A 24,109-nucleotide genomic window follows, 5' to 3' on the forward strand; every position below is an offset into this window, starting at 1 on the left:
CCCCACGGACGAGGACACCGGCACTCCGGGTCCCCCCACGGACGAGGACACCGGCACTCCGGGTCCCCCCACGGACGAGGACACCGGCGCCCCCGGCCCGCCCACCGATCAGGACACCGGCCTCCCGGACCCGCCGACCGACGAGGAGGACGGCATCCCGGACCCGCCCGCCGACGGGGACATCACCAACGGCGCCGGTCCCTGTGGTGCGCGGGGGTGGTTCGACATGACCCGGGACTTCAACGCGTACTACGCGAAGCACCGCACCGGCGAGGACACCTTCATGCCCGAGAACGCCGTCCGGCAGGCCCGGGTCCGCAAGGCGCGGGGGGCCGGGGAGGCGGTGGTGTTCTTCCACACACGGGCCGTCGGCAAGGGGGAGGCCGAGAACGCCCGCCGGGTGGCGAAGGTCTTCGCGGCGTGGCGCAGCGAGGTCTACGGCGACAACGGAACCGTCACCGTCCGCGTCTACGACCGCGGGCTCAAGACGTACTCCGTGGCCCTGACCGAGGCTTGGTGAGGTCCGCGGGCGCGGCCGTCAAATTCCCCGGCCGGGGCACAAGGGCAGACAGACGCAGGGCAGGACGACCGAGAGGCAGGAACCCCATGACGACGCACGACACCGCGACCGAGCCGCACGTGCCCTCCGCCGAGGAGCGCGCGGCCCGTGACCGGGTGCGGGAGCAGGCCACCGGCCTGGCCCACCACGAGGTGGAAGCCGCGCTCGAGGCCGCGGAGGCGGCCGCCGGTGATCTCGACGGCGCCGACGACGCCACGCTCGCGGCGGTGGCGGAATGGCAGCGGATCACGGACCTGCTGTTCGACCACGGCGGGCCGTACTCACCGGACACCGACGCGTTCGTGCAGGGCCAGCTCGCCGCCCGCCGCAACCACCGTCCCTGAGGCGGACAGCGGACAGCGGACAGCGGACAGCGGACAGGCGGACCCCCAAGACATGCTTTGAAAGGTCATAAGTTCTGGTTATGGGGTCATAACCGGGGACCGGGTGCCGGGTTAGGCTAGCCTCAGTTTAGGGTTCCTTTGATCGAGTCTTTCGTCGTTCGAAGGGAACCCAGCCATGCCTCGCCCCCTGCGGGTAGCAATCGTCGGTGCCGGCCCCGCCGGCATCTACGCCGCCGACGCCCTGCTGAAGTCCGAGGCGGCCACCGAGCCGGGTGTGTCCATCGACCTGTTCGAGCGGATGCCCGCCCCCTTCGGCCTGATCCGCTACGGCGTCGCCCCCGACCACCCGCGGATCAAGGGCATCATCACCGCCCTCCACCAGGTGCTCGACAAGCCGCAGGTCCGTCTCTTCGGCAATGTCGACTACCCGAACGACATCAGCCTCGACGAGCTGCACGCCTTCTACGACGCCGTGATCTTCTCCACCGGCGCGACCGCCGACCGCGACTTGACCATCCCCGGCGTCGACCTCGACGGCTCCCACGGCGCCGCCGACTTCGTCTCCTGGTACGACGGCCACCCCGACGTGCCGCGCACCTGGCCGCTGGCCGCCGAGAAGGTCGCCGTCCTCGGCGTCGGCAACGTCGCCCTCGACGTCGCCCGCATCCTCGCGAAGACGGCCGACGAACTGCTGCCCACCGAGATACCGCCGAACGTGTACGAGGGCCTCCAGGCCAACAAGGCGCTCGAGGTGCACGTCTTCGGCCGCCGCGGTCCCGCGCAGGCCAAGTTCAGCCCGATGGAACTGCGCGAGCTCGACCACTCGCCGAACATCGAGGTCATCGTCAACCCCGAGGACATCGACTACGACGAGGGCTCCATCACCACCCGCCGCTCCAACAAGCAGGCGGACATGGTGGCCAAGACCCTGGAGAACTGGGCGATCCGCGACATGGGCGACCGCCCGCACAAGCTCTTCCTGCACTTCTTCGAGTCGCCCACCGAGGTGCTCGGCGAGGACGGCAAGGTCGTCGGCCTGCGCACCGAGCGCACCGAGCTCGACGGCACCGGCAACGTCAAGGGGACCGGCCGGTTCACGGACTGGGACGTCCAATCCGTCTACCGGGCCGTCGGCTACCTCTCGGACGAACTGCCCAAGCTGCCCTGGGACGCCCTGACCGGCACGGTCCCGGACGAGGGCGGCCGCGTGATCGAAGCCGGCGCGCACCTGCCGTCGACGTACGTCACCGGCTGGATCCGGCGCGGCCCCGTCGGCCTGATCGGCCACACCAAGGGCGACGCGAACGAGACGGTCGCGAACCTCCTGGACGACCACGCGGCCGGCCGCCTGACGACCCCTGCCGCGCCCGAGCCGCAGGCCGTCGAGGCCTTCCTCGCCGAGCGCAGCGTCCGCTACACCACGTGGGAGGGCTGGCACCGGCTCGACGCGGCCGAGAAGGCCCTCGGCGAGCCCCAGGGCCGCGAGCGCGTGAAGCTCGTCGAGCGCGAGGACATGCTCAAGGCCAGCGGGGCCTGATCGCGCGCTCCTCCTGGGGCCCGCCGGGTGCGGGCTCCAGGGGGACGACGGTTCGGCGGGTACGCCCGTTCGGGCGGTACGGGAGATTCGCCGCCCCGGGGCGGAATGCCGGGCGCCCGGCGGAGGTTCGGGTACTCGCAGTCCCTGACCGACCTGCACGCACCCGGGAGAGCTCATGAAGATCGGCATCATCGGCGCAGGCAACATCGGCGGCAACCTCACCCGCCGCCTCACCGCACTCGGACACGACGTGTCCGTGGCGAACTCGCGCGGCCCCGAGACCCTGACCGCCCTCGCCGCGGAGACCGGAGCCACCGCGGTCACCGTCGCCGAGGCGGCCCGCGGCGCGGAGGTCGTCGTGGTCACCGTCCCCCTGAAGAACGTGCCGGCCCTGCCCGCCGGCCTCTTCGCCGGGGCGGCGCCCGGCTTCGCCGTCATCGACACCGGGAACTACTACCCGCGCCAGCGCGACGGCCGCATCTCCGGCATCGAGGACGAGGGCCTCACCGAGAGCCGCTGGACCGAGCGGAACCTCGGCCACCCCGTCGTCAAGGCCTTCAACGGCACTTACGCCCAGGACATCCTCGACCGCCCTCGTGAGGCGGGCGCCCCCGACCGGACGGCGCTCCCGGTCGCCGGCGACGACGAGGCGGCGAAGAAGACCGTCCGCGCCCTCATCGAGGAACTCGGCTTCGACACCGTGGACGCCGGCGGCCTCGACGAGTCCTGGCGCCAGCAGCCCGGCACCCCCGTCTACGGCCTTCAGGCGGGCACGGACGCCGTCGTCAAGGCGCTCGCCGAGGCCTCCCCGGAACGCCCGGCGGACTTCCGCGGCTGACCCGGCGCGGCGGCCGGGGCCGGGGGCGGGCGGGGGCGGATGTGACGGAAGTCTGACGAACGCCCGCGGCCCCTGGCCACCGGACCCGCCGGGTGCTCGAATCACCCCGTGAGCACAGAACACCGAGCGGCCCCGGAAGACCCGGCGGGCCCCGCGGACCCCGAAGACCCCGCGGACCCCGACGGCCGTGGCGCCCCCCTCGGCCGCCGCCTGGTCCTCGGCATGATCGGTCTCGGCGCGGCCGGGCTGGCGACCGCCCCGTACCTGGGACGCGGAGTCGATGCCGTACTCGGCGCGGCGGCCGACAAGGACCCCACCGGCCTGACCGGACTGCTGCCGGGCGGCGGCGGGTTCCGTTACTACTCCGTCGCCGCGTCCGTCCCCGAGCGCGGCCCGGAGAACTACCGGCTCACCGTTGACGGCCTGGTCGAGCGCCCGGCCACGTACACCCTCGACGCACTGCGCGGCCTGCCGCAGACCCGCGTCGTACGCGACGTGCAGTGCGTCACCGGCTGGCGGGTTCCCGGCACCCCCTTCGAGGGCGTGTCCCTCACCCGGCTCCTCGACGCCGCCGGGGTCCGCCCCGAGGCCCGCGCCATCCGCTTCACCTGCTTCGACGGCACCTACAGCGAGAGCCTCACCCTCCCGCAGGCCCGCCGCGACGACGTCATGGTGGCCCTGAACATGCAGGGCGAGCCGCTGAACCACGCCCACGGCGGCCCGGCCCGCCTGTACGTGGCTCCCATGTACTTCTACAAGTCCGCGAAGTGGCTCTCCGGCATCACCCTCACCCGCGAGGTCCAGACCGGCTACTGGGAGGACTTCGGCTACGACGTCGATGCCTGGGTCGGCAAGTCGAACGGACGCGACGATGCGCCGACCGTCTGAACACCCCGGCCGGGTACGCCGCTTCAGCCCCGCCGAGCGCTGGGTCCACCGGACCACGGCCGCCCTCATGGGACTCTGCCTGGCCGGCGCCGCCTGCCTGTACCTGCCCCCGCTCGCCGAACTGGTCGGGCGCCGCCGCCTCGTGGTCACCCTGCACGAATGGTCCGGACTGCTGCTGCCCGCGCCCGCCCTGGCGGGGCTCGTCTCCCGGGCCTTCCGCGCCGATCTGCGGCGGCTGAACCGCTTCGGCCCGCACGACCGGACCTGGTTGCGGTCCGCACTGCGCCCGGGCCGCCGGACGGACGGCCGGCCCGCCGGCAAGTTCAACGCCGGACAGAAGCTCTACGCGGGCTGGGCGGCCGGGGCGGCCCTCGTGATGCTGGGCACCGGCCTGCTGATGTGGTTCACCGGCCTGGCCCCGCTGGTCTGGCGCACCGGCGCCACCTTCGTCCACGACTGGCTGGCCCTGGCGCTCGCCGTCGTACTCGCCGGGCACGTCACGAAGGCACTGGGCGACCCGGAGGCCCGCCGCGGCATGCGCACCGGCTCCGTGGACGGCGCCTGGGCGGCGCGCGAGCACCCGCTGTGGCGGCCCGACCGCCACGAAACCTAGAGGGTGTCGGTGTCCCCCGGCCGCCCCAGGCAGGTCAGGGCCGCCGCCGTCAGCGCCCGCACCCCCGCCGGGAGGGCCGTCCGCGGGTCCGGGGCGAAGTCCGGGGCGTGGTTCGCGGGCAGCGCGGCGAGCTTGTGCGCGGCCGCCCGGCCCGGGGCGGCGGCGGCCCAGGCGCCGGGTCCGATCACGCCCAGCATCCAGTACGCGAGCCGTATCCCCTGCGCCCCGTGCAGGGCCCGGCCCGCGTCGCCGAACAGCGCGAAGTCCTCCGTCGCGAGGGACGGCGGCCACATCGCCACCCGCTCCGCGCCGAACTCCCGCACGTGCGCCTCCCGTACGGCCCCGGTCGTCGCCGGGTCGGGATGGGTCACGGGGGACTCGCAGACCCGGACGACCTCAGGCTCCCGCGGACAGCCCGAGGCCGCGCACTCCGCCCGTACGATCCGCTCCACGGCGGCCGCCGCGCGGGCGAGCGCCGCGTCGCCCGCCGCCCGTACGGTGATGTCCAGTTCGGCCCGCTCCGGCACGATGTTCGCCCGGTCGCCCGCGTGGAACGCGCCGACGGTGACGGCCACCTGCTCCGAGGGCGCCGCCTCCCGGGCCACCACCGTCTGGAGCCGGGTCACCACATGGGCCGCCGTCACCACCGGGTCCACGGTGAGCTGGGGGGCGCCCGCGTGACCGCCCCGGCCGTGCACGACGACCCGATAGGTCACGCTCCCGGCGGTCATCGGCCCGTAGCCGTGCGCCACCATGCCCGCGGGCAGCGGGGCCGCGTGCTGGGCCAGTACCGCGTCCGGCCGCCCGACGCGCTCGTACAGCCCGTCGGCCAGCATCGCCCGCGCCCCCTCCAGGGTCTCCTCCGCGGGCTGCCCCACGACGACGAGCGTGCCCCGCCAGGTGTCCGGCGAGCGGGCCAGCAGCGACGCGGCCCCGGCTGCCGCCGCCAGGTGCAGGTCGTGCCCGCAGGCGTGCGCCGCCCCGCCCTGGCTGGCGTACGGCAGGCCCGTGGTCTCCCGTACCGGCAGGGCGTCGAGTTCGGCGCGCAGCAGCACCGTCGGACCGTCGCCGCTGCGCAGCACCCCGGCGACGCCGTGCCCGCCGATCCCGCGCTCGGTCGCGTACCCCGCGGCCGCCAGCCAGTCGGCGAACTGCCCGGCCGTACGGGCCTCCTCGCCCGACAGCTCCGGATGCCGGTGCAGATCCAGGTACAGGGTCGTCAGCGGGCGCAAGAGTTCGGCGAGGGCAGCGGAGGCGTCCATGGCACCCATGATCGGACGCCCGCGCCCGGCCGGGGGCGGCAAGGCGCTGACACTTTCCGTCAGCGGGATGACAGCGGTGCGGGGGGTCTGCTGACGGCCGCGCCGGGTCTGATGGAGCCAAGTGACCGCACCGACCGAAGGAGTCACCATGGAGAAGTCCCCCCTCGCCTCGCTCGCCGACGAGATCCTCGAGCTCGAGTCCGAGACCTTCGAGATCTCCGACTACTCGGACGCCAGCGAGGTCGTGCTCGCCGGTTCCACGAGCTGCAGCTCGACCTCGACCTGTTCCTCGACCACCAGCACGACCTCGTGCAGCGCCTGATTACGCACACCTGACCCACACGGATGCCCCGGCTCCCGCGAGAGCGGGAACCGGGGCATCCGGCCGCCCGGAGCGGGGCCGTCAGGGGAACGGGTGCGGCACCATCCGGATCTCCGATTCCGCCAGGTCCGTCTCCCTCAGCCCCGCCCGCCTCGGCGCAGTGCGCAGCCGCGGCATGTACGGGGCCCGCTGCCGTGACCAGCCGAAATCGATCGGCAGCAGCCCCGGCACCACCGCGCAGAGCGTGCTCAGTCCCATCCGCCGCTGCTCCGGCGTGGTCTGGTCGACGGCGATGACGTCGTGCCCGGCCGCCGTCAACTCCGCCACGCAGCACAGGAGATCGTCGCGCAGGTCCCCGGTCAGAGGGCGGCTCCAGGACCGGTGGGCCTCGTCCAGCGCCAGCACGGCGCGCGGCTCCCGGTACGGGCGGACGTACGGGGCCATCGTGGGCAGCCCGTACAGCTGGGCGTGGTCCTTGAGGTGCTTGACCTGCCCGAAGTCCCTTGCCATCGACTCCAGTTCGCTCCGGCGTTCGGCCACCTGCCGCGGCAGGTGCGGAATGTAGGTCAGCACCTCCGACAGCGCGGCCTCCACCGCGGCCGCGGGATCCAGGGCGGCTCCCGCGCCGAAGGAGTACAGCCCCGGCCCGCCGTCGCGGCGTACCGCAAGGGCGGTCACGACCGGCACCGCGAGGTCGATCCGGTTGTCGAAGGCGTGCACGTCGTACCCCTGGAGCGCCGCCCGGTCGGCCATCGCCTTGACCGCCGGGCCCGGTACCGAGGCCAGATCGATCTCGGGCAGCCGCAGTCCGCCGTACCAGGCCAGCAGGAAGGCGTCCCGCTCGATCAGCTCCAGCAGTGCGCCCAGCAGGGCCTCCTCCGCGCAACTGCCGATCGCGCACCCGTTGGAGCACTCGAAGACGAAGTTGTCCGCCGCCAGGCCCGCGCTGTAGTGCACCAGTCGCGCCGGCACCAGCACCGGCCGGTCGTCGCGCAGCGAATGCCCGTACACCCACGGGATCGGCCGCTCGGGGTCGAAGGGGGACACCAGCGGATCGTCCCGGTAGGTCTGCGGCGCGTAGAACCCGCACTCGGCCGGGTTTAGCGCCCGGTCACCCAGCTCGGCGTACGAGGCGGTGAGCGGCGAGGTGCCGGTGCGGCGGTGCGTGCCCGCGTACCGCTCCAGGCCCTCGAGGAAGGCCAGGTCACGGCTGGCGGTGAAGCTGTTGGCCTGACCGCTCCAGGTGACGTCCGTCAGACCTGCGTAGCCGCGCATGAAGACACTGCCCGCCACGGGCGCCGTGGTGGGCGAGGTGACGTTGATCCAGGTGCCGGCGCCGAGCACCCCGGTCACCGGGTTGGCCAGCGCCGCCCGCGGCATCGGATACGAGGAGGCCGCGCGCAGCCGCTGCGCGCGCGGGTCGGGCTTGGGCCGGGAGGCGGGGGCGAGGGGCGCCGGGGCGTCCGCTGCGTTCGGCCCGCAGTCCGGGCAGAGCGGATCGGCCGCCAGGGGGTGGGTCCGTACCCGGAGGGTCTCCAGGTCCAGCCGGGTGACCTGGGGCAGGGCCCGGTCGGCGGCGCTCGGCCCGGGGGCCGTGACCGTGCCGTTCCCGAAGGCCGCGCCGTGAAGCGCGTACGCCGCATCGCGCGCGTACGCCGTCAGGCCCGGCGGGGCCGCCGCCACCGCGGTGAGCGGACCGGCGCCGGTCTCCAGCGCGTCCCGCTCGCTGCGGCTGCGCAGCCGCTGCCAGCGCATCGCCAGGCACCGGCCGCAGGCGGGCGCCGTGCCGTCCCCGCCCCAGGGGCCGATCAGCACGGCCCGGGCGGTGAGGTGGACGCGCGCGGCCGGACGCACCGCCGCGAAGGGATCGGCGGAGCGAGGCCCGAGCGTGTCGTGCACGCCGAGGGTGACCACGTGCGCACCGAGACCGGCCAGGGCGCGGGCCAGCTCGCGCCGGGCCGCCTCCAGCGGGGTGCCGTCCGGGGCCTGGAGCGGCTCCGGGGCCAGGGAGGTCGATGTCATGTCCGGTTGCTCCAGCGGAAGGTCTTGAGCCCGATCCCGCCGAACACCAGGGCGAAGCCGAGGAGGACCGCGCACCCGGTGCCGATGGCTGCGAGCGAGCCCGAGCCGGTGAGGGCGCCGGTCGCGGCGTCGTTGAGATAGCGAAGCGGCAGGACCCGGGAGAGCTGTTGGAGCCAGGCCGGCATCATGTCCAGCGGCAGGAAGGACCCCGACAGGAACGCCATCGGCACCATCAGGCAGTTGGCGATGGCGGCGACGGCCTCGGGCGTGTTCGCGTACGTCCCGACGATGACGCCGATCGCCATGAACGCGGTGGTCCCCAGCACCAGCGCGGGCAGCACCAGCGGCCAGCGCCCGTCCAGCACCAGCCCGAACCCGGGCAGCATCGCCACCGCCACGAACACGGCCGCCTGGACGACGCCGATCGCCAGGCCCAGGACGTACCGCGAGGCCAGCACCGTGGTCAGCGGGGTCGGTGTCAGCCGGATCAGCCGCAGCAGGTCGTCGCGCCGCCATTGCATCAGCGTGAACGCGATGCCGAACACGGCGGCGTTGGCGACGCCCCACGACATCACGCCGGGTGCGATGTAGGAGATGTACGGGCGGCCGGTCTCCTCGACGTCCTGCCCGCTGAAGATCAGTCCGAAGACGACGAGGAAGATGAGCGGGAAGGCGAAGGTGAAGAAGAGGGTGGCCTTGTCCCGGACCTGCGCCCGGTAGCCGGCGGCGGTCAGGGCCGTGTACGCGCTCATGCCTGGGACTCCGTGGTGGGTGCGGGTGCGGGTGCGGGTGCGGGCGCTTCGGCGGTGGCGGTGGCGGTGGCGGTGGCCTTCGCGTTGCCGGTCAGCTCCAGGTAGACGTCCTCGAGCGTCGCGGTACGGGTCATCACCCCGTCCAGCCCGGTGAGCGAGTCGAGGGCCTGGAGGACCTTGCCCGGCGAGGAGGTCTCCAGGACCAGCGAACCGCCCTGCAGCGTGGCCCGGTCCACCCCCGGCAGGGCCGCCGCCCGCGCCGGCTCGATCCGCCCGGCGGGCAGCAGCAGCCGGGCCGGGGCGCCGGCGGCGGCGACGAGCCGGTGTGGGGAGTCCAGGGCGGCGATCCGGCCGGCGACGAGGATGGCCACCCGGTCGCACAATGCCTCGGCCTCGTCGAGGTGGTGGGTGGTGTAGACGATGGTGCGGCCCTGGCTCTTGAGGGTGCGCAGCACCTCCCACAGATCGCGGCGGGCCTGCGGGTCGAGCGCGGCGGTCGGCTCGTCCAGGAAGATCAGCTCGGGGCTGTGCACGAGTGCCGAGGCGATGGCCAGGCGCTGGCGCTGGCCGCCGGAGAGGTTCTCCACCAGCACGTCCCGCTGTTCGGTGAGCCCCACGGTGGCCAGCGTGCGGTCCGCGGCCGCCCGGTCGGCGCGGTAGAGCCCGGCGACGGTGGCCAGGTGTTCCCGCGCGGTCTGCCGGACGAAGAAGGCCGAGGCCTGTGTCTGTACGCCGATCCTCGGCAGCAGCGCCGTGTTGCGCGGCCAGGGGCTGTGGCCGAGCACCCGGACCGTCCCGGAATCGGCCCGGCGCAGCCCCTCCATGATCTCGATGAGGGTGGTCTTGCCGGCGCCGTTGGGGCCGAGCAGGCCGAAGAACTCGCCGCGGCGCACGTCGAGGGAGACCCCCGCCACGGCCTGCCGGTCGCCGTAGTGCTTGTGGATGTCCAGGGCGGCGATGGCGGGTGCCCCGTCCGCGTCGGGAGCCTCGAATGGCGGCTGGGCGCTGTCAGTTGTCATGGGTGGTGCTTTCCCTCGGTTGGGTGGGAGGTTCAGGGAGCGAAGGCGTACACGGCTGCGGCCACCAGGGCCCCGGCCAGGACCAGGACGAGCCCGGCGGAGCCGATCCCGTACGCGAGGTAGATCCGGCGGGCCCGCGGCGGGTACGCCCCGGCCGCTGCGCGGTCGCGCATCCGCAGCCGCAGGTACGCCGAGCCGGCGGGCGCCAGCCGGGTCACGCGCAGGACGTGGCCCAGCATCGTGTAGCCGTCCAGCGGCGGCAGCGGAACGAGGTTGACCAGGGCCTGCGCGCTGCCGAGCAGCAGCAGCGCGCCCAGCACCCGCCCGGTGGGATCGCCCGCGGGCAGGGCGGTCCACCAGCCGGCGAAGGGCAGCAGGAAGAGGAGGTTGGCGAAGGCCCCCGCCCCGGCGACGGCCACCTGCTGACGACGGCGGGGCAGATAGCGGTAGTTGTCGACCGTGCAGTACATGATCGCCACCGGCAGCCGCCAGCGCAGCCCGATCTCCCCGACCGTGCCGCCGACATGGCGGGCCGCGATCCCGTGCGCGAACTCGTGCAGGGCCGTACTGAGCCACAGCAGGGTGGCCACCGCCAGCAGCGGCGCCGGACGCGCCGCCAGCCACCGCAGGTCCCCGGCGAGCTCAGCGGCCGAGGCCGCGAGCAGCCCCTCCATCACCAGGCAGACCAGGAGCAGCGCCCCCAGTACCGCCGGGCGCAGCACGGGCCGCAGGAACCGGTGCAGCCGGGCGGTCGTGGCGTCCGCGTCGGCCACCAGGCGGAGCGTGCCGCGCAGCAGCGTGCCCGTGCGGGGGCCGCTGCCGCGGGGCTGCGGCGGGGTCGGCGGCGGCCCGCCCGCCAGGAGGCGGCGGCTGCCCAGCAGGGCGAGCAGCTGCTGCCAGTTGGCCTCGCCCAGCCGGCGTCCGAAGGTCTGCCCGTAGGCGGCGCCGATCTCCGCGAGCGTGCTCGCCCCGTCGAGGCGGGAGACGAGGAAGTACTCCTTGGGGCCGATCTCGAAGGAGGCCCCGGAGACGGGGTCCTTGACCAGGTGCACGACGGCCGGCCCGTCGAGCAGCGGCGGCGACAGCAGGACGTCGGGACGCAGCGCGGGCCGGTGCTCCAGCAGCCCGGTGGGCCCGGTCACCGCAGGACCGCCCCGGCGCCCGGCCCCGTCTCCGTGCCCGCCCCGGCGCCCTCGCGCAGCACCCGGCCCAACAGGTGGGCCAGGTAGGCCTCGTCGCGGATGGTCACGTGCAGCCGGTTGTTGGTCATGTGCATGTACGGGGAGAGCAGCAGCGGCAGCGCCACGGCCGGATCGGTGACGCGCTCGTCCCGGGCGCCGTCCCAGGAGCGGAAGACCAGCTCCCCGGAGACCGCCAGCGCCTCGGCCCGCTCCCGCAGCTCCCGGCAGTGCTCGGCCCACCCGGCCAGGAAGGCGGGCAGCCGGCCCGTCTCACCGGAACCGAGCGCGTCGCGCAGCGCGGCGAACCGCCGGCCGAGACCCGGCGCGGTCTGGGCGTACGTACGGTCGTACTCGGTCGAGCCGATGAAACCGGTGCCCGGGAAGGCGTTGTGCCAGAACTCGTAGTAGCGGTCGAGATATCCGCCGAGTTCCTCGCGGTCGGGCAGGAACACGCCCGCCATCACCATCATCAGCTGCGCCGAGGTGCCGAGCAGGACGGTCCGCAGATGGAGGTTCATCCGGCCGAGGGCGTCCATCACGAGATCGCTGGAATGCGCGAAGTGCCATTCGGCGAGTTCGATTCCCGCAGGGCCGCCGTACTTTCCGTACTCCGGCTCATAAGGCTCGTACGAGAAGGAGTTGTTGGGCCGCAGATTCATCCGGCCGTCCGGCCCCATGAAGGCGGCGCGGTCGCCCTCCGGGAACTCGATGTCGAAGAGCGTGTTGTAGAACTCGTTGAGGAATCCGGAGTCGACCTCGTAGAGCGCGGGCCGGGACCGCAGGAAAGCCGAGACGGCCTCCTCGGTACGGCGCCGCACCTCGGGTTCGGCGGCCGGGCTCGCGGGGCGAAGCCTCAGCCGCACGTGCGGCCCCTCCAGCCAGTAGTTGACGAAGAAGTGCCCGGCGAGCAGGCCGTCCCCCCGCAGCGAGGCGATCAGCGGGCGCACGCAGTTCACCAGCAGGGGCTGCGGGTTGGCGGCGTAGAAGACGTGCACGGCCTGCCAGGCGCCGCACCGCTCACCTCCTCGCGTCTGGGTCAGGTCCGACATCGGTCGCCGCCTTCCGGGTCCGGGGTGGTGGTCGTTCGGGTGGTGGTGAAGGTCTCCACGGCGAACTCGGCGACGTGCCCGCCGCGCGCCGACCGGGGGTGCGGGCCGCCCGGGCCGGGGAGCATCTCGCGCAGGACCACCTGATGGCCGGGGTCGCGCAGCAGCGACGCGAAGGCGGCCAGGGACAGCGGGCTCGCGAAGTCGACGTACTGCGGTTTCGCGCCCAGCCCCGCGGGCCCGGCAAAGACGGTCGCGAACACCTGCTCCGGCAGCCCGTGCACGCGGCGCCACCGCTGCCACTGCAGGAACTGCCCGGCGCTCTGCGGGTCCGGCGCCGTCCCCACCGGCAGGGCGCCGGCCGTCGTGCTCCAACTGCGCCTGCTGAGCACCAGATCCCCGTGCACGACGCGCGGGCGCGTGCGCACCCCGGCCCGCGGCGCGCCCTCGGGCACACCCGCCCAGACGTCCAGCGGGGACATCGAGGAGGGGGAGAGCAGCAACAGGGTGCGCGGGATCGCGGGCAACGCCAGCGGCACCAGGTAGCCGAGGTAGACCGGGATCACCTCCAGGCCGAGCCGGTGCGAACGCAAGGCCACCCGCCCGGTGTCGGGGTCGTGCTCGGCGTACAGGTCCTCCAGCCGCAGCCTGCGGTCCTCGGGCAGGGTGCCGCTCTCGCCGGGGCAGACGATCTCGTACTCGGTGAGCCGCCCGTGCAGGTTGAGGTTGGTGGTGACCGGGCCGCCGGTGACCTCCGCGAACACCGCGCCACGGGGCGTGAGACGGGCGGCGCTCTCGCGCAGTTCGTCGGCGAGCGCGGGCGGGCCGTCGTACAGATGGGTGAAACGGCTGAACGGGAAGGACAGCCCGCCGTACGAGCGGTTGAGTACGGTCAGCGAGCGCCCCGTCCCGGGATCCCGCGCCAGCTGGAGATGGTGGCAGCGCGGCGCGAACCGTGCCGCGACCGGCGCCAGTTCGGCCTCGACGGACGCCAGATCGGCCTCCTGGAGGCACAGTTCGGGGCCGTCGGCCGCGCCCTTCTCCTCGTACTCCTCCCACGCCGCCCGCATCCGGTCGACGAACGCGCGGCGCGCCGCGTCCAGGGCCCGGATCCCGGGCAGGCCGAGCCAGTTCTCCTCGGGCACGTACTCACCGCGTGCGTCGAAGGGGGTGCGGCGCGCGCTGAAGGACAGGTACTGGTCGAAGAAGTCCTCGTGGAAGTCGTGCACCAGGCCCAGCAGGTCCTCGCAGCGGCCGCCCCGTCCGTAGCGGGCGGTGAAGAACCCCTCGAAGGTGATCCGCTGCGCGAGGGTGAGGTCGAAGGCCGGCAGGATCCGCTCCACCGAGCGCAGCGCCCCGGTGTCCGCGGCGACCGGCGGGCAGGCCAGATCGCGGCCCGCGCTGACCTCCTCGTACAGCAGGGTCTGCGGCAACACCGGTTCCCGGCAGCCGAGTTCCTCCTGCGCCCGGTGCAGTCCGCGGCGCAGGGTACGCAGCAGCTCCGTCCGCTCGCGGTGCCCCGCGGCGGGATAGCGTTCCAGGGCCCCGGCGGGTGCGTCGAGCAGCGCGGAGAGCCGGTCGGCCCACGGCCTGCGCAGGCCGGTCAGGGACCGCTGGAAGGCGCGCAGCGGGTCGCCGTCGTGCACCTCGGTGTCCAGGCACGGCACGCGCACCATGCCGAGCTGGAGCAGGGCGCCGATGTACGCCTCGCAGTCGGACGGGGCCGCCCCGTGCTCCGCCGCCAGCCAGTCGGCCAGCTCCTGGTGACGCAGCTCGGGCCGTTCGCCGAACAGGGCGAGCAGCCGCTCCAGGGTGCCGCTGCGGCGCAGGAAGAACAGCCGGTCCTTGACCGCGTCGAAGGTGACGGCCGCGGCGTCGTCGCCGGCCGTCACCGAGCGGCGCACGTACCGGATCCGGTCCTCGTCGCGGCCCCAGCCCGAGGCCGGCCGCAGCGGCAGGTCGCGCCGCCGGACCGGGTCGGCGAGGATCAGCTCGGCCAGCCGCGCCAACACCACCACATTGAGCCGGACATGGCTGCTCCAGACGTCCGCGACCCGCATGCCCTGCGCCTCGGCCCCGGAGGCGAACCGGCCCGTCGCCACCCCGGTGAACGTGCTGAACGGGCTGGTCTTGCAGGCGGTGCGGTAGACGTACGACAGGATCGAGCGCTCGACCTTGCGGACCCGGCCGTTCGGGACCCCGCCCGCCGCGCCGGCGGCCGCGTACGCGTCGAGCTGGCCTTCGAGGACGGGTGAGGCCAGCAGCAGCCCGTGTCGCAGCCGGTCGTCCGCGAGCAGCCCGCACAGCGCCGTCCGGCTGCGCGCGAGGTCGGTGGCCAGCAGCCCTTCCCCCTCGCCCAGCAGCTTCTCCAGATGCCGGCGCCGGTGCAGCCACCCGGCCAGCCGCTCGCCCGCCCCGTCGTTCACCGCGGCGAGGGCCTCCACGGCCGCACCCGCGTCGGTCGGCAGCCGGTTGTTGTGGATCTGGCGGCGCAGGCGCAGCAGTTCTCGGCGGCGCGCCGCACCCGGCCCGCCCGGGCTGGGATCGGTCGCGCCGACGGCCTCGTGCAGCAGCTCGCTCAGCCGCCCGGCGTCGGCGCTCAGCGCCGCTTCGGCGGCGAGTACATCGGCGGCCCAGCGCCCGGCGTCGGCGCAGCGCAGCGCCTCGACGGCGGACAGCGGCAGCCCGGCCACGCGCAGCATGAAGCGCTCGCCCAACTGCCAGTCGGTCTGCGTGGTGTTCATCGCTCCCGCCCCCCTCACGCGATCTCGTGCCGGAAGTCGGCGGGCCGCTGCCGCTCGTGCCCGAGCATCATGATGAGCAGGGGTGCCTCGTCGGTGCCCGCGAGCCCCAGCTCCTCCACGTAACTGATGTTGTCGAAGCCGAGGGCCACCCCCGCGCCGAGCCCGTGGGCCGCGGCCGTGGTGTAGAAGGTCTGTGCGACGGCCCCGACGGCGGCGCCCACCAGCCGGTAGCCGCGGTCGCCCACCGCGTCCAGGACGGCGGTGGTCCGCACGGTCGGCACGATCACCGCGGCCGCCTGCTCCAGGTTGTAGTTGGAGAGGAAGTAGTTGCGCTGCAGAAACGGTCCGGGCGGGCCGGGGACCACCAGACGCAGCGCGTGGGCCGCCGGATCGTAGGCGTACGTACCGGCCGCGACCCCCTCCACATGGCTGACGAAGGCGTACAGGGAGGTCAGCCGCGGCCCGTCCGGCCGCTCGGCCTCGCTGCCGGGCGCCGTGGCCGCGCAGTCGGCCAGCACGGCGGCCAACTGCTCCGCCGCGACCGGGCGGGTGGCGTCGAAGCGGCCGAAGCTGCTGCGCCGCGCCCGCAGGGCCTGCCGTACGCCGACGGGCGCCGAGGCGGGCGCGGGCAGCGCCACCGGGTCGGCTCCGCGCACCGCGAACGCGGCGGCCGCGTCGAGCGCGCCGGCCGCCGGGCGGTCGGCTGCCCGGCCGAGGGTCGCCTGGTGGACGCGGCGCAGGGTCTCGAAGGCCAGGACGGTACGCGAGCGCTCGGCGTCGCGGCGGCGCACCCCGGCGGAGGGGGAGGGGGCGGGGGAGCGCACCGGAGCAGGTCCGGGGTCCGGGGCGCCCGCCCACTCCAGCGGGACGACCGCGAAGATCCCCTCCTCCTCGGGAGCCACGCCCAGCAGTCCCGCGAGCCGCTCCTCGTCGAACCAGAGGGCCGGCGCGATCCGCAGCCCGTGCGGCCGCGCCCACAGCCGCCAGGTCTGGAGCAGCGCGCCCACGTCCATGCTCACGGCGTGGAAGGAGAAGCTGTTGTACTTGAAGGCGTTCTGCCAGTACTTGACCCCGAGGACCAGGTACTGGGTGGCGGCGGGCCCGTCCGGTCCCAGCGCCCGGCGTATCTCACCGGTGACATCGCCCGCCAGCAGCCGGCGCAGCCCGTGCTGGTGCGGGGCGTAGTGGTAGAGCCCGGGCGTGAGCGGTCCGCCCGCGCCCGCCGCCCAGTGGACGCCGACCGGATAGAGCCCGCCGCCGGAGGCCGTTCCCCGCGACCAGTTGGCCTGCGTGTAGTGGGGCAGCGCCGCCAGATCGGTGTTGGCCTGCACGCCCAGCCGGCGCCCGGTCAGCCCGTACGAGTCCTGGAGCATCCCGGAGAGCAGCGGCAGCGTGAAGCCGCCCGCAGGGCCGTCCCCGGAGGCGGGGTCGGGCTCGGGCGGGCACAGGGGGAGGGGCAGGGTCTCGGCCCCCGGGTAGAACTTCGCCTTCCGGGGCCGGTCCGCCCAGTCGGGCACGAAGTCGGCGGGCTCCATCGGGACCCGGCCTCGATGCATGATGGCGTCGGCGTAGTCATGGGCGTAGCCCACGGGTGTCCTCCTGCGTTCAGGGGTCGATCGAGGTCAGGGAAAGGGGTGCGGGGCCGGGTTGAGGTCCGCGGGCTCCAGGTCGCGCTCGCGCAGCCCGGCCGCGCGCAGCGCGGTCCGCAACCGGGGCATGCCGAGCGCCCGCTGGCGCGACCAGCCGAAGTCGATCGGCAGCAGCCCCGGCACCAGCACGCTCACCGTGTACAGGCCCAGGGCCCGCTGCTCCGGCAGGGTCTGGTCGACGGCCACGACGTCGAACCCCTCCGCCGCCACGGCCTCGACGCACCGCTCCAGGTGCGCGCGCACGTCGTCCCGCGCCCCGGCGCCCACGGCGTCCGGCGCTCGCAGGTCGGCCACCGGCCGCAGCGGCCCCGGGTCCGGCGCCCGCAGCAGGAAGTCGGCGTGCCGGCCCATCTCCGGGACCCCGTAGACCAGCGGATGATCGTGCAGCGCGGTGACCAGGTCGAAGTCCGCGGCCATCGCGCGCAGTCGGACCTCGTCCCGCACGGTGCGCCCGGGCAGGTTCACGGCGTCCGTCGCGATCTCGCACAGCGCCGAGGCCAGGGCCGCCTCCGGGTCCAGCCCGGCGCCCGCGCCGAAGCACATGCGGCCCGGGCCCCCGTCGAACCGCTCGGCGACGCCGGTCACCACCGGGACCGGAAAGGTGATCCGGGTGTCGAAGAACCGCGCGCGGTACCCGTACATCGCGAGGCGGTCCACCATGGACCGGGTCCGGGTCCGCGCACTGCTCGCCGGGTCGATCTCGGGCAGCGCCTGGCGCCCGTACCAGGCGAGCAGGAAGGCGTCGCGCTCGATGACCTCCATCAGGCCGAAGTACACGGCCTCGGCCAGACTCCCGCCGGAGGCGCAGCCGTTGGAGCTCTCCTGTACGAACCGGTTCTCCAGACCCGGCGCGTGATAGTACGTCAGGATCTCCGGCACCAGGCGCGGTACGCGGTCGCGCAGCGACCACCCCCAGACCCAGGGGATCTCACGGTCGGCTTCGAAGGGCCGCACCCGCGGGTTGTCCCGGTGGAACTCTTCGCTGTAGAGGCCCACTTCGCGCGGATCCACGGCGTCGGCGCCGAACCGCTTCAGCGAGCCGAAGACGCTGGTCGTACGCGAGCGCGCGCGCATCCCCGCGTACCGTTCCAGCCCCTCCAGCACGCCGACCCGCGCACTGCGGTCGAAAGAGTCGGTGTGCCCGCCCCAGAACGTCTCGCGCAGGTACTCGCCGGCCCGCATCGAGAAGCAGCCGATGGTCGCGGAGGTGGAGGTCGAGGAGATGTCCTGGACGAGCGAGGGCCCCAGGGCGCCGCACAGGGGATTGGCGAACGCGGCGACGTCGATGCCGTACGCCTCGATGGGCCGGGTCCGGAAGACCCCCGCCCGGTACGCGGGCGCGGCCGCCGGATCGAGCGGCACCGGGGCGTCCGCTTCCGGCGCCGCGCACCGGGGACACTGCGGGTCGGGGACCAGTGGGTAGCGGCGTACGCGGCCGCTGCGCAGGTCCAGCACCCGTACATCGGGGAACGGCCCGGGGTCCGGCGCCGCTGCCGCCGCCGTCACCAACGCGGCCAGGGCCTGGGCGGCGAAGGCGTGCGCGTACGGCCACTCACCCGCCGCCCGGGTCCCGCCGCCCAGCTCCAGCGCGTCCCGCAGTGCGACGGACCGTACGGCCTGCCACCGCCGCTCCAGACACCGGCCGCAGCCCGGCCGTCCGGCCACGGGGAACGGGCCGACCACGGCCTGATGCCCGTACAGGTGGACCGGCACGGCCCGGTCCGCGCCGTCGCCGAGGCTGAAGCCCTCGCCGAGGCCGTCGCCATCCTCCGGGACTTCGGCGAAGGCATCGCGCAGCCCCAGCACGGACAACTCCACGCGCGGGCCGTCCAGCGCCCCCAGCGCCCGCGCCAGCAGTCCGCCGAACCGCTCGGCGCCGGGGTTCGCGGGCGCCTTCGGCAGCCGGCTACGCGTCATCGCGCGGTTCCCGGGGGGCGGTGAGCAGCACCCGGACCGTGTGGATGCCCGCCGAGGCCAGGTCGGGCGAGCCCGTCGGGACCACGTACGCGTCCCGACCCGCCGACCCGAGGCGCTCCAGCACCTCCGCCCAGCCGATGGCCGCGCCGTCGTCGGCCGGGCCGGCCGCGCCGGACACCGTCAGCGCGCGCGGGTCGAGGTCACGCAGCAGCGGATCGCCGGTGTCGGCCGCCCCGCCGTGGCCGCAGGCCTCGTCGCGCTCGAACTGCACCGCGCCCAGCAGCTCCCGCAGCGCGTGCACCGCCGCCGACCGGCGCCCGGGATCGCTGCCCAGCGCCCATCGCTCCCCGGAGCGCGCGAGCAGCACGTGTACGCCGCTGCGCGCGCCCTCCCCGAGGTCCAGCAGTTCCACCGGCAGCTCCAGCCGCTCCGCCGACCGTACGAGGAAGACCAGTTCGGCATCCGCGTCGGCTTCCGCGTCGACCGCCGGCAGCGGCACCAGGCCCGCCGCGGCGCCCCGTACGGCACGCAGCAGTGCGTCGTACCCGAGGGCCGAGGCGAGCCCGGCGGCGGCCGCGTCCGCGAGGGCCGGGCCCGCACCCGCCCCGGCCCGGGTGCGCTCGAAGAGCCGGTCGGCATTGTGCGGCCCGAACGGCCGCACCGCCCCCGCCGGTACGAGCACGGGCTCCTTGGTCAGCAGCGAGACGGCCTGCTGGTATGTCGTCACCGTCCCGGGCACCCCGCAGGAGACGGCCAGTTCCGGCAGACCGGCCGGCGCCGGGGCCCCGGCCACCAGCCCGCCCGCCGGCACGACGTGCTCGGCGTACACGAGCGCCGCCGCGTCCAGCGCGCGCATCCGCGCCCCGGCCACGTGGTGGACGTCGAAGGCGGCGATCGAGCGCGTCCCGGCATGCCCGATGCCCAGCTCGACCACGCCGAGCTTCAGGGGTATCTGCGTCAGCGGCTCGTCGGCGAAGCGGGTGAACACCCCCGCGTACGGACGCACCAGCGCGGAGCGCCGGTTCAGCTCGTCGACCAGCGCGTCCGCCTCGCGCGCCGTCTCCAGGGTCGCCGGCGCGGGCGTGCCCGTGGCGCCCGCCGCGGCGAGGTCCACCGCCTCGGCCTGTGCGCCGGCGTCGGCGCACAGCGGGCAGCGCGGGTGCGCGAACAAGGGCTCGTCGGTGACGTCCAGCGACTCCATGTCCTGGACGAGCAGCCGCCCGGCCGTCTCGGCGGGCAGCGCCCCGGAGGCTGCGCGGAAGACCTCGTAGCCCAGCAGGTTGCCGATCATCGCGGCCAGCGGACCCCCCGGCCCGGGCCCGGCGGCCTGCGGGCCGCCCGGCAGCGCCAGAGCGCTCCACAGGTCGGCCGCCGCCCCCGGCTCCCCGCGCGCCGCGCCCATCCGCAGCGCCGCGCAGGCCCAGCAGCCCGGGGAGCCGTGCGTCATCAGCGGTCCGATCACCGCGTCGGAACCGTACGTCCAGGCGGGCAGCAGCGTGCGGCCCTCGGGGATCCCGGCCCGCAGCAGCGGGAGCAGTCGCGCCGCGGCCGTGCGCCCGCCACTCACCACGACGGTGTCGTAGTCGCTCAACGCAGCCCAGTCCAGGCCCTGTTCACCGCCCGGCAGGGTGCGTATCGCCACCGGGCATCCGTCGGCGAGGGCCTCTGCGGCATCGATGTCCAGCGTCTCGCGATCCGCCTGCGGCAGCACCCCGACGACCGCGCAGCCGTTGCGCACCAGACTGAGGGCGCACCAGCGGGCCACGGCGTCGTCTCCGAGCACCGCGACCCGGGCGCCGCGAAAGCGCAGGAAACGCGCCTCGGCGTCATCGGCGTAGTGCTCCACGTACGCGATCTGCGGTGCGAACCGCCGTGCCACGTCGGGCGGGAGCACCGACGGGCCGGAGTCCTCGCGCGCGGACCGCGCGAAGTCCCGGTCGTACAGGGTTCTGACGAGTTCGCCGACCATCGCCCGCTGTGGATCGCCCATGCCCTGACAGATCTCGGCGACCGTGTACGCGCCGGTCAGGTGCGGGACGATCAGCGTGGCGAACCGGTACGCCGTCTTGGCGGTGAGGCGGAAGCCGCCGTCGGAGTTGTGGAACAGCACGCCGTCGGGCGTCTGCGTGAACAGCACGTCCCGGCGGATCCTGGGCCGGGTGGCTGCGACGGACTCATAACTGGCTTGGGACATGGGACACCCCTGATTGCGGTCTGGGAGTGATGGGAGAGAGGAGAGTGAGGGGAGGCGGAGAGGCGGAGGAGAAGGAGATCAGAGCGGTGCGGGCAGGACGGCGTCCAGCCGTCGCTCGGTGTACCAACGCGCGTAGACGCGAAGCAAATGATGGAGCCGGTACGGATGCGGCCCGGGCGGCCCGTCCTCCAACAGCCCGGCATCCACGAGCTGTTCGAGTACGCTCTCGCCCGCCACGGCCGCGAGGGCGGCCTCCGGCTCGAGCGAGCCCACCCGCAGGAACGCGTCCCGCTGCTCCGGTGCGAGCGCGTCCAACGCCCGCCCGAACACCTCGGGCACCGACAGCCGGGCGTCCTCGGCGAGGGCGAGCCGGGCGGGCGGATCCTCCGCCAGCCAGGCCGCGCAGTCGGCGACGGTGAGCCCGGGCCGGGTCAGCAGCCGGCCCGCCGCGATCCGCAGCGCGAGCGGGAAGTGCCCGCAGACGGCGGCGAGTCGGTGTGCGGAGCGGGCCTCGGCGGCGATCCGCTCGGCGCCGACGAGCCCGGCGAGCAGCTCGTACGCCTCGGCGGGACCGAGCACGTCCAGGCGGTGCACCGACCCGCCGTGCGTGGCGGCGACGGCCGCGAGCCCGCGCCGGCTGGTCACGAGCACGGCCGCGTCCCCCGTGGCCGGGAGCAGCGACAGCACCTGCCCGGCCCCGGCCGCGTCGTCGAGCAACAGCAGCCGCCGGCGCCCGTCGCCGTTTGGTTCGGGGAGCTGCGCACGCGCCTCGTCCACGCTCACGCGGCCCCCGCAGGGCCCGGCCAGCGCGATGGTGAACACCCCACCGGGGAAGGCGCTTTGCGCCTCGTACGCGCACTGGCGTGCCAGTGCCGACTTGCCGATGCCGGGCGCCCCCGAGACGATGACCAGCCCGGGCCCGTCCGTCGAGCCGAGCCGCGCGACCATGGCCGTACGGTCGGCCGCGCGCCCGACGAAACCGGGCACCGGCGGCAGCGCGCCGCGCTCCGCGACCCGCGCCGGGGCGGGCGCGGCGGCGACGGGCAGCGCCGGCCGCGGTAAGGCGGGCCGGGCGGTGGCCGGCGGTCCGAGTTCCTCGGCCCGCAGGATCGCCATCTCCAGGCGGCGCAGCCCGGCCCCGGGGTCGACCCCCAACTCGTCGCGCAGCCGCTCCCGTACGGTCCGGTACTCGGCCAGGGCCTCGGCCTGTCGCCCGGTGCGGTAGAGCGCCTCGATGAGCTGTTCCGTGAAGCGCTCGCGCACCGGATGGCGGCTGGAGCCCTCGTAGAGGTCGACGAGGACCTGATGGCAGTTCCCGGCGACGAGTTCGAGGTCGCACACCCGCTCCAGCACCCGCAGCCGCTCCTGTTCGAGCGCCGGAACGGCGTCGCGCCGGAGCATCAGCGAGGCCACGTTCGCCAGGGGCGGTCCGTGCCACAGCGACAGGGCCTCCCGGAGCCGGTACAGCTCCTCTCCCGGGTCGGCCGAGGCCGAAGCCTCTTCGGCGAGGGCGCGGAACTGTACGAGATCGAGTGTCCGGATGTCGTTGGGCATCCGGTAACCGCCCGGCACCGCCTCGATGGTGGTCGCGGATATGCCGTACTTCTCGAATAACCGGCGCAGCCGCAGTACACAGGTCTGCAGTGCGGCCCGTGCGGTGGCGGGCGGTTCCTCGTCCCATACCGCGTGCAGCAAATAGCCGGTGGAGACGACCGCTCCGGGATGGAGGAGAAGAGCGGCGAGAAGGCTTGTCGGTTTGGAGGGTTTGAGAACAACAGTTTCCGGGCCGTGCGCAATACTCAAGGGCCCCAAAAGCTGGAACCGCATGACTGGTCCCCCGTGTCGGGTCACGTATTCGCATGAGGAGCGGTGTGGGTGGCCTGCGTCCTCGTTTGTCGGTGAATGAATGGAACCCTACATAACGGATCTTGTGAAAGTCGAGTCACAGTCGGGGTCAATTACGACTTGCCGGGTGTTCGTCTCTTCTGCGTCACTTCGGCGCTTCAGGGCGTTACCGTCCAACCGTCAAAAACGTTCAGGCGTAAACGAATTACGGTTGGGGCGCCATCCAAGCACGGAGCGTAGATCCAATTAAGCTCCATATTCGGCCACTGATGGCGCCGAACTGGCCGAACCGCGCACCACGGTTCAGATCGCGGACTCCGCGGACTGCGTGGCCGCCGCGTCGAGGGCGGCGGTGAGGCGGTGCAGGCGGGTCTGGAGGTCCCGGATCTCGCCGAGGTCGAATCCGGTGGCGGTCGCGATCCGCCGCGGCACCTCCACCGCGCGGGCGCGCAGCGCGGCGCCCTCCTCGGTGAGGTGGGCGTGCACGGAGCGCTCGTCCTCGGGGCTGCGCTCGCGGCGGATCAGGCCGGCCGCTTCGAGGCGCTTGAGCAGCGGGGACAGGGTCCCCGAGTCGAGCCGCAGATGTCCGCCGATGTCCTTGACCGGAAGCTCGCCGTGCTCCCAGAGCACCAGCATCACCAGGTACTGGGGGTAGGTCAGGCCGAGGTCCTTCAGGACCACGCGGTAGAGGCCCCCGAAGGCGCGGCTCGCCGCGTTGAGCGCGAAGCAGATCTGGCCGTCGAGGCGCAGGAAGTCCTGGTCGCGGAGGGTGTCGGTCTGCTGCTCGGTCATGGTGCCACTGTACCTCGGGCCCTCTGCCCGGCAACTTAATTGTGCACAACTGAATTGTGTGCCATTCTCAAGGGGCGGGGTCGCCGGCCGGCCTCCCCGCCTCCGTTCCGTGAGAGGACACCCGAGATGGACGCGCTCTACACCGCAGTCGCCACCGCCAACGGCCGCGAAGGCCGCACCGTCAGCTCCGACGGCCAGGTCGACCTCGCGCTCGCCATGCCCCCGGCGCTCGGCGGCAGCGGACAGGGCACCAACCCCGAGCAGCTCTTCGCGGCCGGTTACGCCGCCTGCTTCGCCAGCGCGCTGGGCCTGGTCGGCCGCCAGGCCAAGGTCGACACCAGCGAGGTCTCGGTCACGGCCGAGGTCGCCATCGGCAAGGACGCGACGGGCTTCGGCCTGGCCGTGGTCCTGCGCGTGGAGCTCCCCGAGTCGCTGGCGGGCGAGACCGGCAACCTGCTGGTCAAGCAGGCCCACGAAGTCTGCCCCTACTCCAAGGCGACCCGCGGCAACATCCCCGTCGAGCTCGTGGTCGAGTAGTCACCGAGCGTGTCCGATGTGGGGGCGGGAGCGCGTGTGACGCGCTCC

Annotated in this window: 19 protein-coding genes and 1 pseudogene; 8 read left to right on the forward strand and 12 right to left on the reverse strand. The window is 74.1% G+C overall.

The window, feature by feature from the left end; genetic code table 11:
• The 6 genes and pseudogenes from ACFWBF_RS31670 to ACFWBF_RS31695 all read left to right on the forward strand — a co-directional run.
• Positions 1-520 (forward strand): annotated as a pseudogene (locus ACFWBF_RS31670) (hypothetical protein); the annotation flags it as partial.
• A gap of 86 nt (positions 521-606) precedes the next feature.
• Positions 607-903, forward strand: coding sequence for a hypothetical protein (locus ACFWBF_RS31675; protein ID WP_385607944.1), 297 nt, complete (start codon positions 607-609; stop codon positions 901-903).
• A gap of 175 nt (positions 904-1,078) precedes the next feature.
• Positions 1,079-2,440 carry an FAD-dependent oxidoreductase gene (locus ACFWBF_RS31680; protein WP_385607946.1) on the forward strand — a complete coding sequence of 454 codons (1,362 nt, stop codon included), beginning with the start codon at positions 1,079-1,081 and terminating at the stop codon, positions 2,438-2,440.
• 175 nt (positions 2,441-2,615) lie between these two features.
• The gene (locus tag ACFWBF_RS31685) at positions 2,616-3,278 is read left to right on the forward strand and encodes an NADPH-dependent F420 reductase (RefSeq protein ID WP_385607948.1); all 663 of its coding nucleotides are present in this window, start codon (positions 2,616-2,618) and stop codon (positions 3,276-3,278) included.
• A gap of 210 nt (positions 3,279-3,488) precedes the next feature.
• Entirely contained in the window at positions 3,489-4,166 is a 678-nt protein-coding gene (locus ACFWBF_RS31690) for a molybdopterin-dependent oxidoreductase (RefSeq protein WP_385607972.1), read from the forward strand.
• On the forward strand, positions 4,150-4,779 hold the full coding sequence (locus tag ACFWBF_RS31695; RefSeq protein WP_385607950.1) for a cytochrome b/b6 domain-containing protein: 630 nt from the start codon (positions 4,150-4,152) through the stop codon (positions 4,777-4,779). Before ACFWBF_RS31690 ends, ACFWBF_RS31695 begins: the two co-directional genes overlap by 17 nt.
• On the opposite strand, the gene ACFWBF_RS31700 is transcribed toward ACFWBF_RS31695, so the two are convergent.
• Entirely contained in the window at positions 4,776-6,041 is a 1,266-nt protein-coding gene (locus ACFWBF_RS31700) for an amidohydrolase (RefSeq protein WP_385607952.1), read from the reverse strand. The two genes, ACFWBF_RS31695 and ACFWBF_RS31700, sit on opposite strands and share 4 nt — an antisense overlap.
• Positions 6,042-6,189: 148 nt before the next feature.
• Between ACFWBF_RS31700 and ACFWBF_RS31705 the strand changes: the two genes are divergently transcribed.
• Entirely contained in the window at positions 6,190-6,363 is a 174-nt protein-coding gene (locus ACFWBF_RS31705; protein WP_007268044.1) for a thiazolylpeptide-type bacteriocin, read from the forward strand.
• A gap of 81 nt (positions 6,364-6,444) precedes the next feature.
• Here the strand turns inward: ACFWBF_RS31705 and ACFWBF_RS31710 are convergent, their stop codons facing one another.
• The 11 genes from ACFWBF_RS31710 to ACFWBF_RS31760 all read right to left on the reverse strand — a co-directional run bounded on the left by ACFWBF_RS31710 (position 6,445) and on the right by ACFWBF_RS31760 (position 23,524).
• Positions 6,445-8,385: a TOMM precursor leader peptide-binding protein gene (locus ACFWBF_RS31710; protein WP_385607954.1), complete on the reverse strand. Its 1,941-nt coding sequence runs from the start codon at positions 8,383-8,385 to the stop codon at positions 6,445-6,447.
• On the reverse strand, positions 8,382-9,137 hold the full coding sequence (locus ACFWBF_RS31715; RefSeq protein ID WP_385607956.1) for an ABC transporter permease: 756 nt from the start codon (positions 9,135-9,137) through the stop codon (positions 8,382-8,384). The genes ACFWBF_RS31710 and ACFWBF_RS31715 overlap by 4 nt, the downstream gene beginning before the upstream one ends.
• Positions 9,134-10,156 (reverse strand): ABC transporter ATP-binding protein, encoded by a 1,023-nt coding sequence (locus tag ACFWBF_RS31720; RefSeq protein ID WP_385607957.1) that lies wholly within the window; start codon positions 10,154-10,156, stop codon positions 9,134-9,136. The genes ACFWBF_RS31715 and ACFWBF_RS31720 overlap by 4 nt, the downstream gene beginning before the upstream one ends.
• Positions 10,157-10,188: 32 nt before the next feature.
• Complete coding sequence (locus ACFWBF_RS31725; protein ID WP_385607959.1) at positions 10,189-11,298, reverse strand: peptidase M50; 1,110 nt, start codon at positions 11,296-11,298, stop codon at positions 10,189-10,191.
• Positions 11,295-12,386, reverse strand: coding sequence for a lantibiotic dehydratase C-terminal domain-containing protein (locus ACFWBF_RS31730; RefSeq protein ID WP_385607961.1), 1,092 nt, complete (start codon positions 12,384-12,386; stop codon positions 11,295-11,297). The genes ACFWBF_RS31725 and ACFWBF_RS31730 overlap by 4 nt, the downstream gene beginning before the upstream one ends.
• Positions 12,374-15,127, reverse strand: a complete 2,754-nt coding sequence (locus ACFWBF_RS31735; RefSeq protein ID WP_385607963.1) for a lantibiotic dehydratase — start codon at positions 15,125-15,127, stop codon at positions 12,374-12,376. Before ACFWBF_RS31735 ends, ACFWBF_RS31730 begins: the two co-directional genes overlap by 13 nt.
• Positions 15,128-15,141: 14 nt before the next feature.
• Positions 15,142-16,716, reverse strand: a complete 1,575-nt coding sequence (locus tag ACFWBF_RS31740; protein WP_385607965.1) for a nitroreductase family protein — start codon at positions 16,714-16,716, stop codon at positions 15,142-15,144.
• A gap of 33 nt (positions 16,717-16,749) precedes the next feature.
• Positions 16,750-18,693, reverse strand: coding sequence for a TOMM precursor leader peptide-binding protein (locus ACFWBF_RS31745; RefSeq protein WP_385607967.1), 1,944 nt, complete (start codon positions 18,691-18,693; stop codon positions 16,750-16,752).
• Complete coding sequence (locus ACFWBF_RS31750; RefSeq protein ID WP_385607968.1) at positions 18,683-20,887, reverse strand: TOMM precursor leader peptide-binding protein; 2,205 nt, start codon at positions 20,885-20,887, stop codon at positions 18,683-18,685. The genes ACFWBF_RS31745 and ACFWBF_RS31750 overlap by 11 nt, the downstream gene beginning before the upstream one ends.
• A 78-nt stretch (positions 20,888-20,965) precedes the next feature.
• Positions 20,966-22,714, reverse strand: a complete 1,749-nt coding sequence (locus ACFWBF_RS31755) for a BTAD domain-containing putative transcriptional regulator (RefSeq protein ID WP_385607970.1) — start codon at positions 22,712-22,714, stop codon at positions 20,966-20,968.
• A 321-nt stretch (positions 22,715-23,035) separates the two neighbouring features.
• The gene (locus tag ACFWBF_RS31760; protein WP_385237140.1) at positions 23,036-23,524 is read right to left on the reverse strand and encodes a MarR family winged helix-turn-helix transcriptional regulator; all 489 of its coding nucleotides are present in this window, start codon (positions 23,522-23,524) and stop codon (positions 23,036-23,038) included.
• A gap of 126 nt (positions 23,525-23,650) precedes the next feature.
• Between ACFWBF_RS31760 and ACFWBF_RS31765 the strand changes: the two genes are divergently transcribed.
• A complete protein-coding gene (locus ACFWBF_RS31765; RefSeq protein ID WP_385237137.1) occupies positions 23,651-24,061 on the forward strand; it encodes an organic hydroperoxide resistance protein in 411 nt (136 codons plus the stop codon).
• The last annotated feature ends 48 nt before the right edge of the window (positions 24,062-24,109 follow it).

The sequence above is a fragment of the Streptomyces sp. NPDC060028 genome (assembly GCF_042736725.1).
GTDB lineage: Bacteria > Actinomycetota > Actinomycetes > Streptomycetales > Streptomycetaceae > Streptomyces.

Excerpts from the sequence above, each read along its gene's own strand:
- ACFWBF_RS31730 (WP_385607961.1), bottom strand. The coding sequence starts at position 12,386 with ATGTCGGACCTGACCCAGACGCGAGGAGGTGAGCGGTGCGGCGCCTGG.
- ACFWBF_RS31765 (WP_385237137.1), top strand. The coding sequence starts at position 23,651 with ATGGACGCGCTCTACACCGCAGTCGCCACCGCCAACGGCCGCGAAGGC.
- ACFWBF_RS31685 (WP_385607948.1), top strand. The coding sequence starts at position 2,616 with ATGAAGATCGGCATCATCGGCGCAGGCAACATCGGCGGCAACCTCACC.
- ACFWBF_RS31700 (WP_385607952.1), bottom strand. The coding sequence starts at position 6,041 with ATGGACGCCTCCGCTGCCCTCGCCGAACTCTTGCGCCCGCTGACGACC.
- ACFWBF_RS31750 (WP_385607968.1), bottom strand. The coding sequence starts at position 20,887 with ATGTCCCAAGCCAGTTATGAGTCCGTCGCAGCCACCCGGCCCAGGATC.
- ACFWBF_RS31755 (WP_385607970.1), bottom strand. The coding sequence starts at position 22,714 with ATGCGGTTCCAGCTTTTGGGGCCCTTGAGTATTGCGCACGGCCCGGAA.
- ACFWBF_RS31760 (WP_385237140.1), bottom strand. The coding sequence starts at position 23,524 with ATGACCGAGCAGCAGACCGACACCCTCCGCGACCAGGACTTCCTGCGC.
- ACFWBF_RS31720 (WP_385607957.1), bottom strand. The coding sequence starts at position 10,156 with ATGACAACTGACAGCGCCCAGCCGCCATTCGAGGCTCCCGACGCGGAC.
- ACFWBF_RS31710 (WP_385607954.1), bottom strand. The coding sequence starts at position 8,385 with ATGACATCGACCTCCCTGGCCCCGGAGCCGCTCCAGGCCCCGGACGGC.
- ACFWBF_RS31695 (WP_385607950.1), top strand. The coding sequence starts at position 4,150 with ATGCGCCGACCGTCTGAACACCCCGGCCGGGTACGCCGCTTCAGCCCC.
- ACFWBF_RS31745 (WP_385607967.1), bottom strand. The coding sequence starts at position 18,693 with ATGACGCGTAGCCGGCTGCCGAAGGCGCCCGCGAACCCCGGCGCCGAG.
- ACFWBF_RS31680 (WP_385607946.1), top strand. The coding sequence starts at position 1,079 with ATGCCTCGCCCCCTGCGGGTAGCAATCGTCGGTGCCGGCCCCGCCGGC.
- ACFWBF_RS31675 (WP_385607944.1), top strand. The coding sequence starts at position 607 with ATGACGACGCACGACACCGCGACCGAGCCGCACGTGCCCTCCGCCGAG.
- ACFWBF_RS31715 (WP_385607956.1), bottom strand. The coding sequence starts at position 9,137 with ATGAGCGCGTACACGGCCCTGACCGCCGCCGGCTACCGGGCGCAGGTC.
- ACFWBF_RS31735 (WP_385607963.1), bottom strand. The coding sequence starts at position 15,127 with ATGAACACCACGCAGACCGACTGGCAGTTGGGCGAGCGCTTCATGCTG.
- ACFWBF_RS31705 (WP_007268044.1), top strand. The coding sequence starts at position 6,190 with ATGGAGAAGTCCCCCCTCGCCTCGCTCGCCGACGAGATCCTCGAGCTC.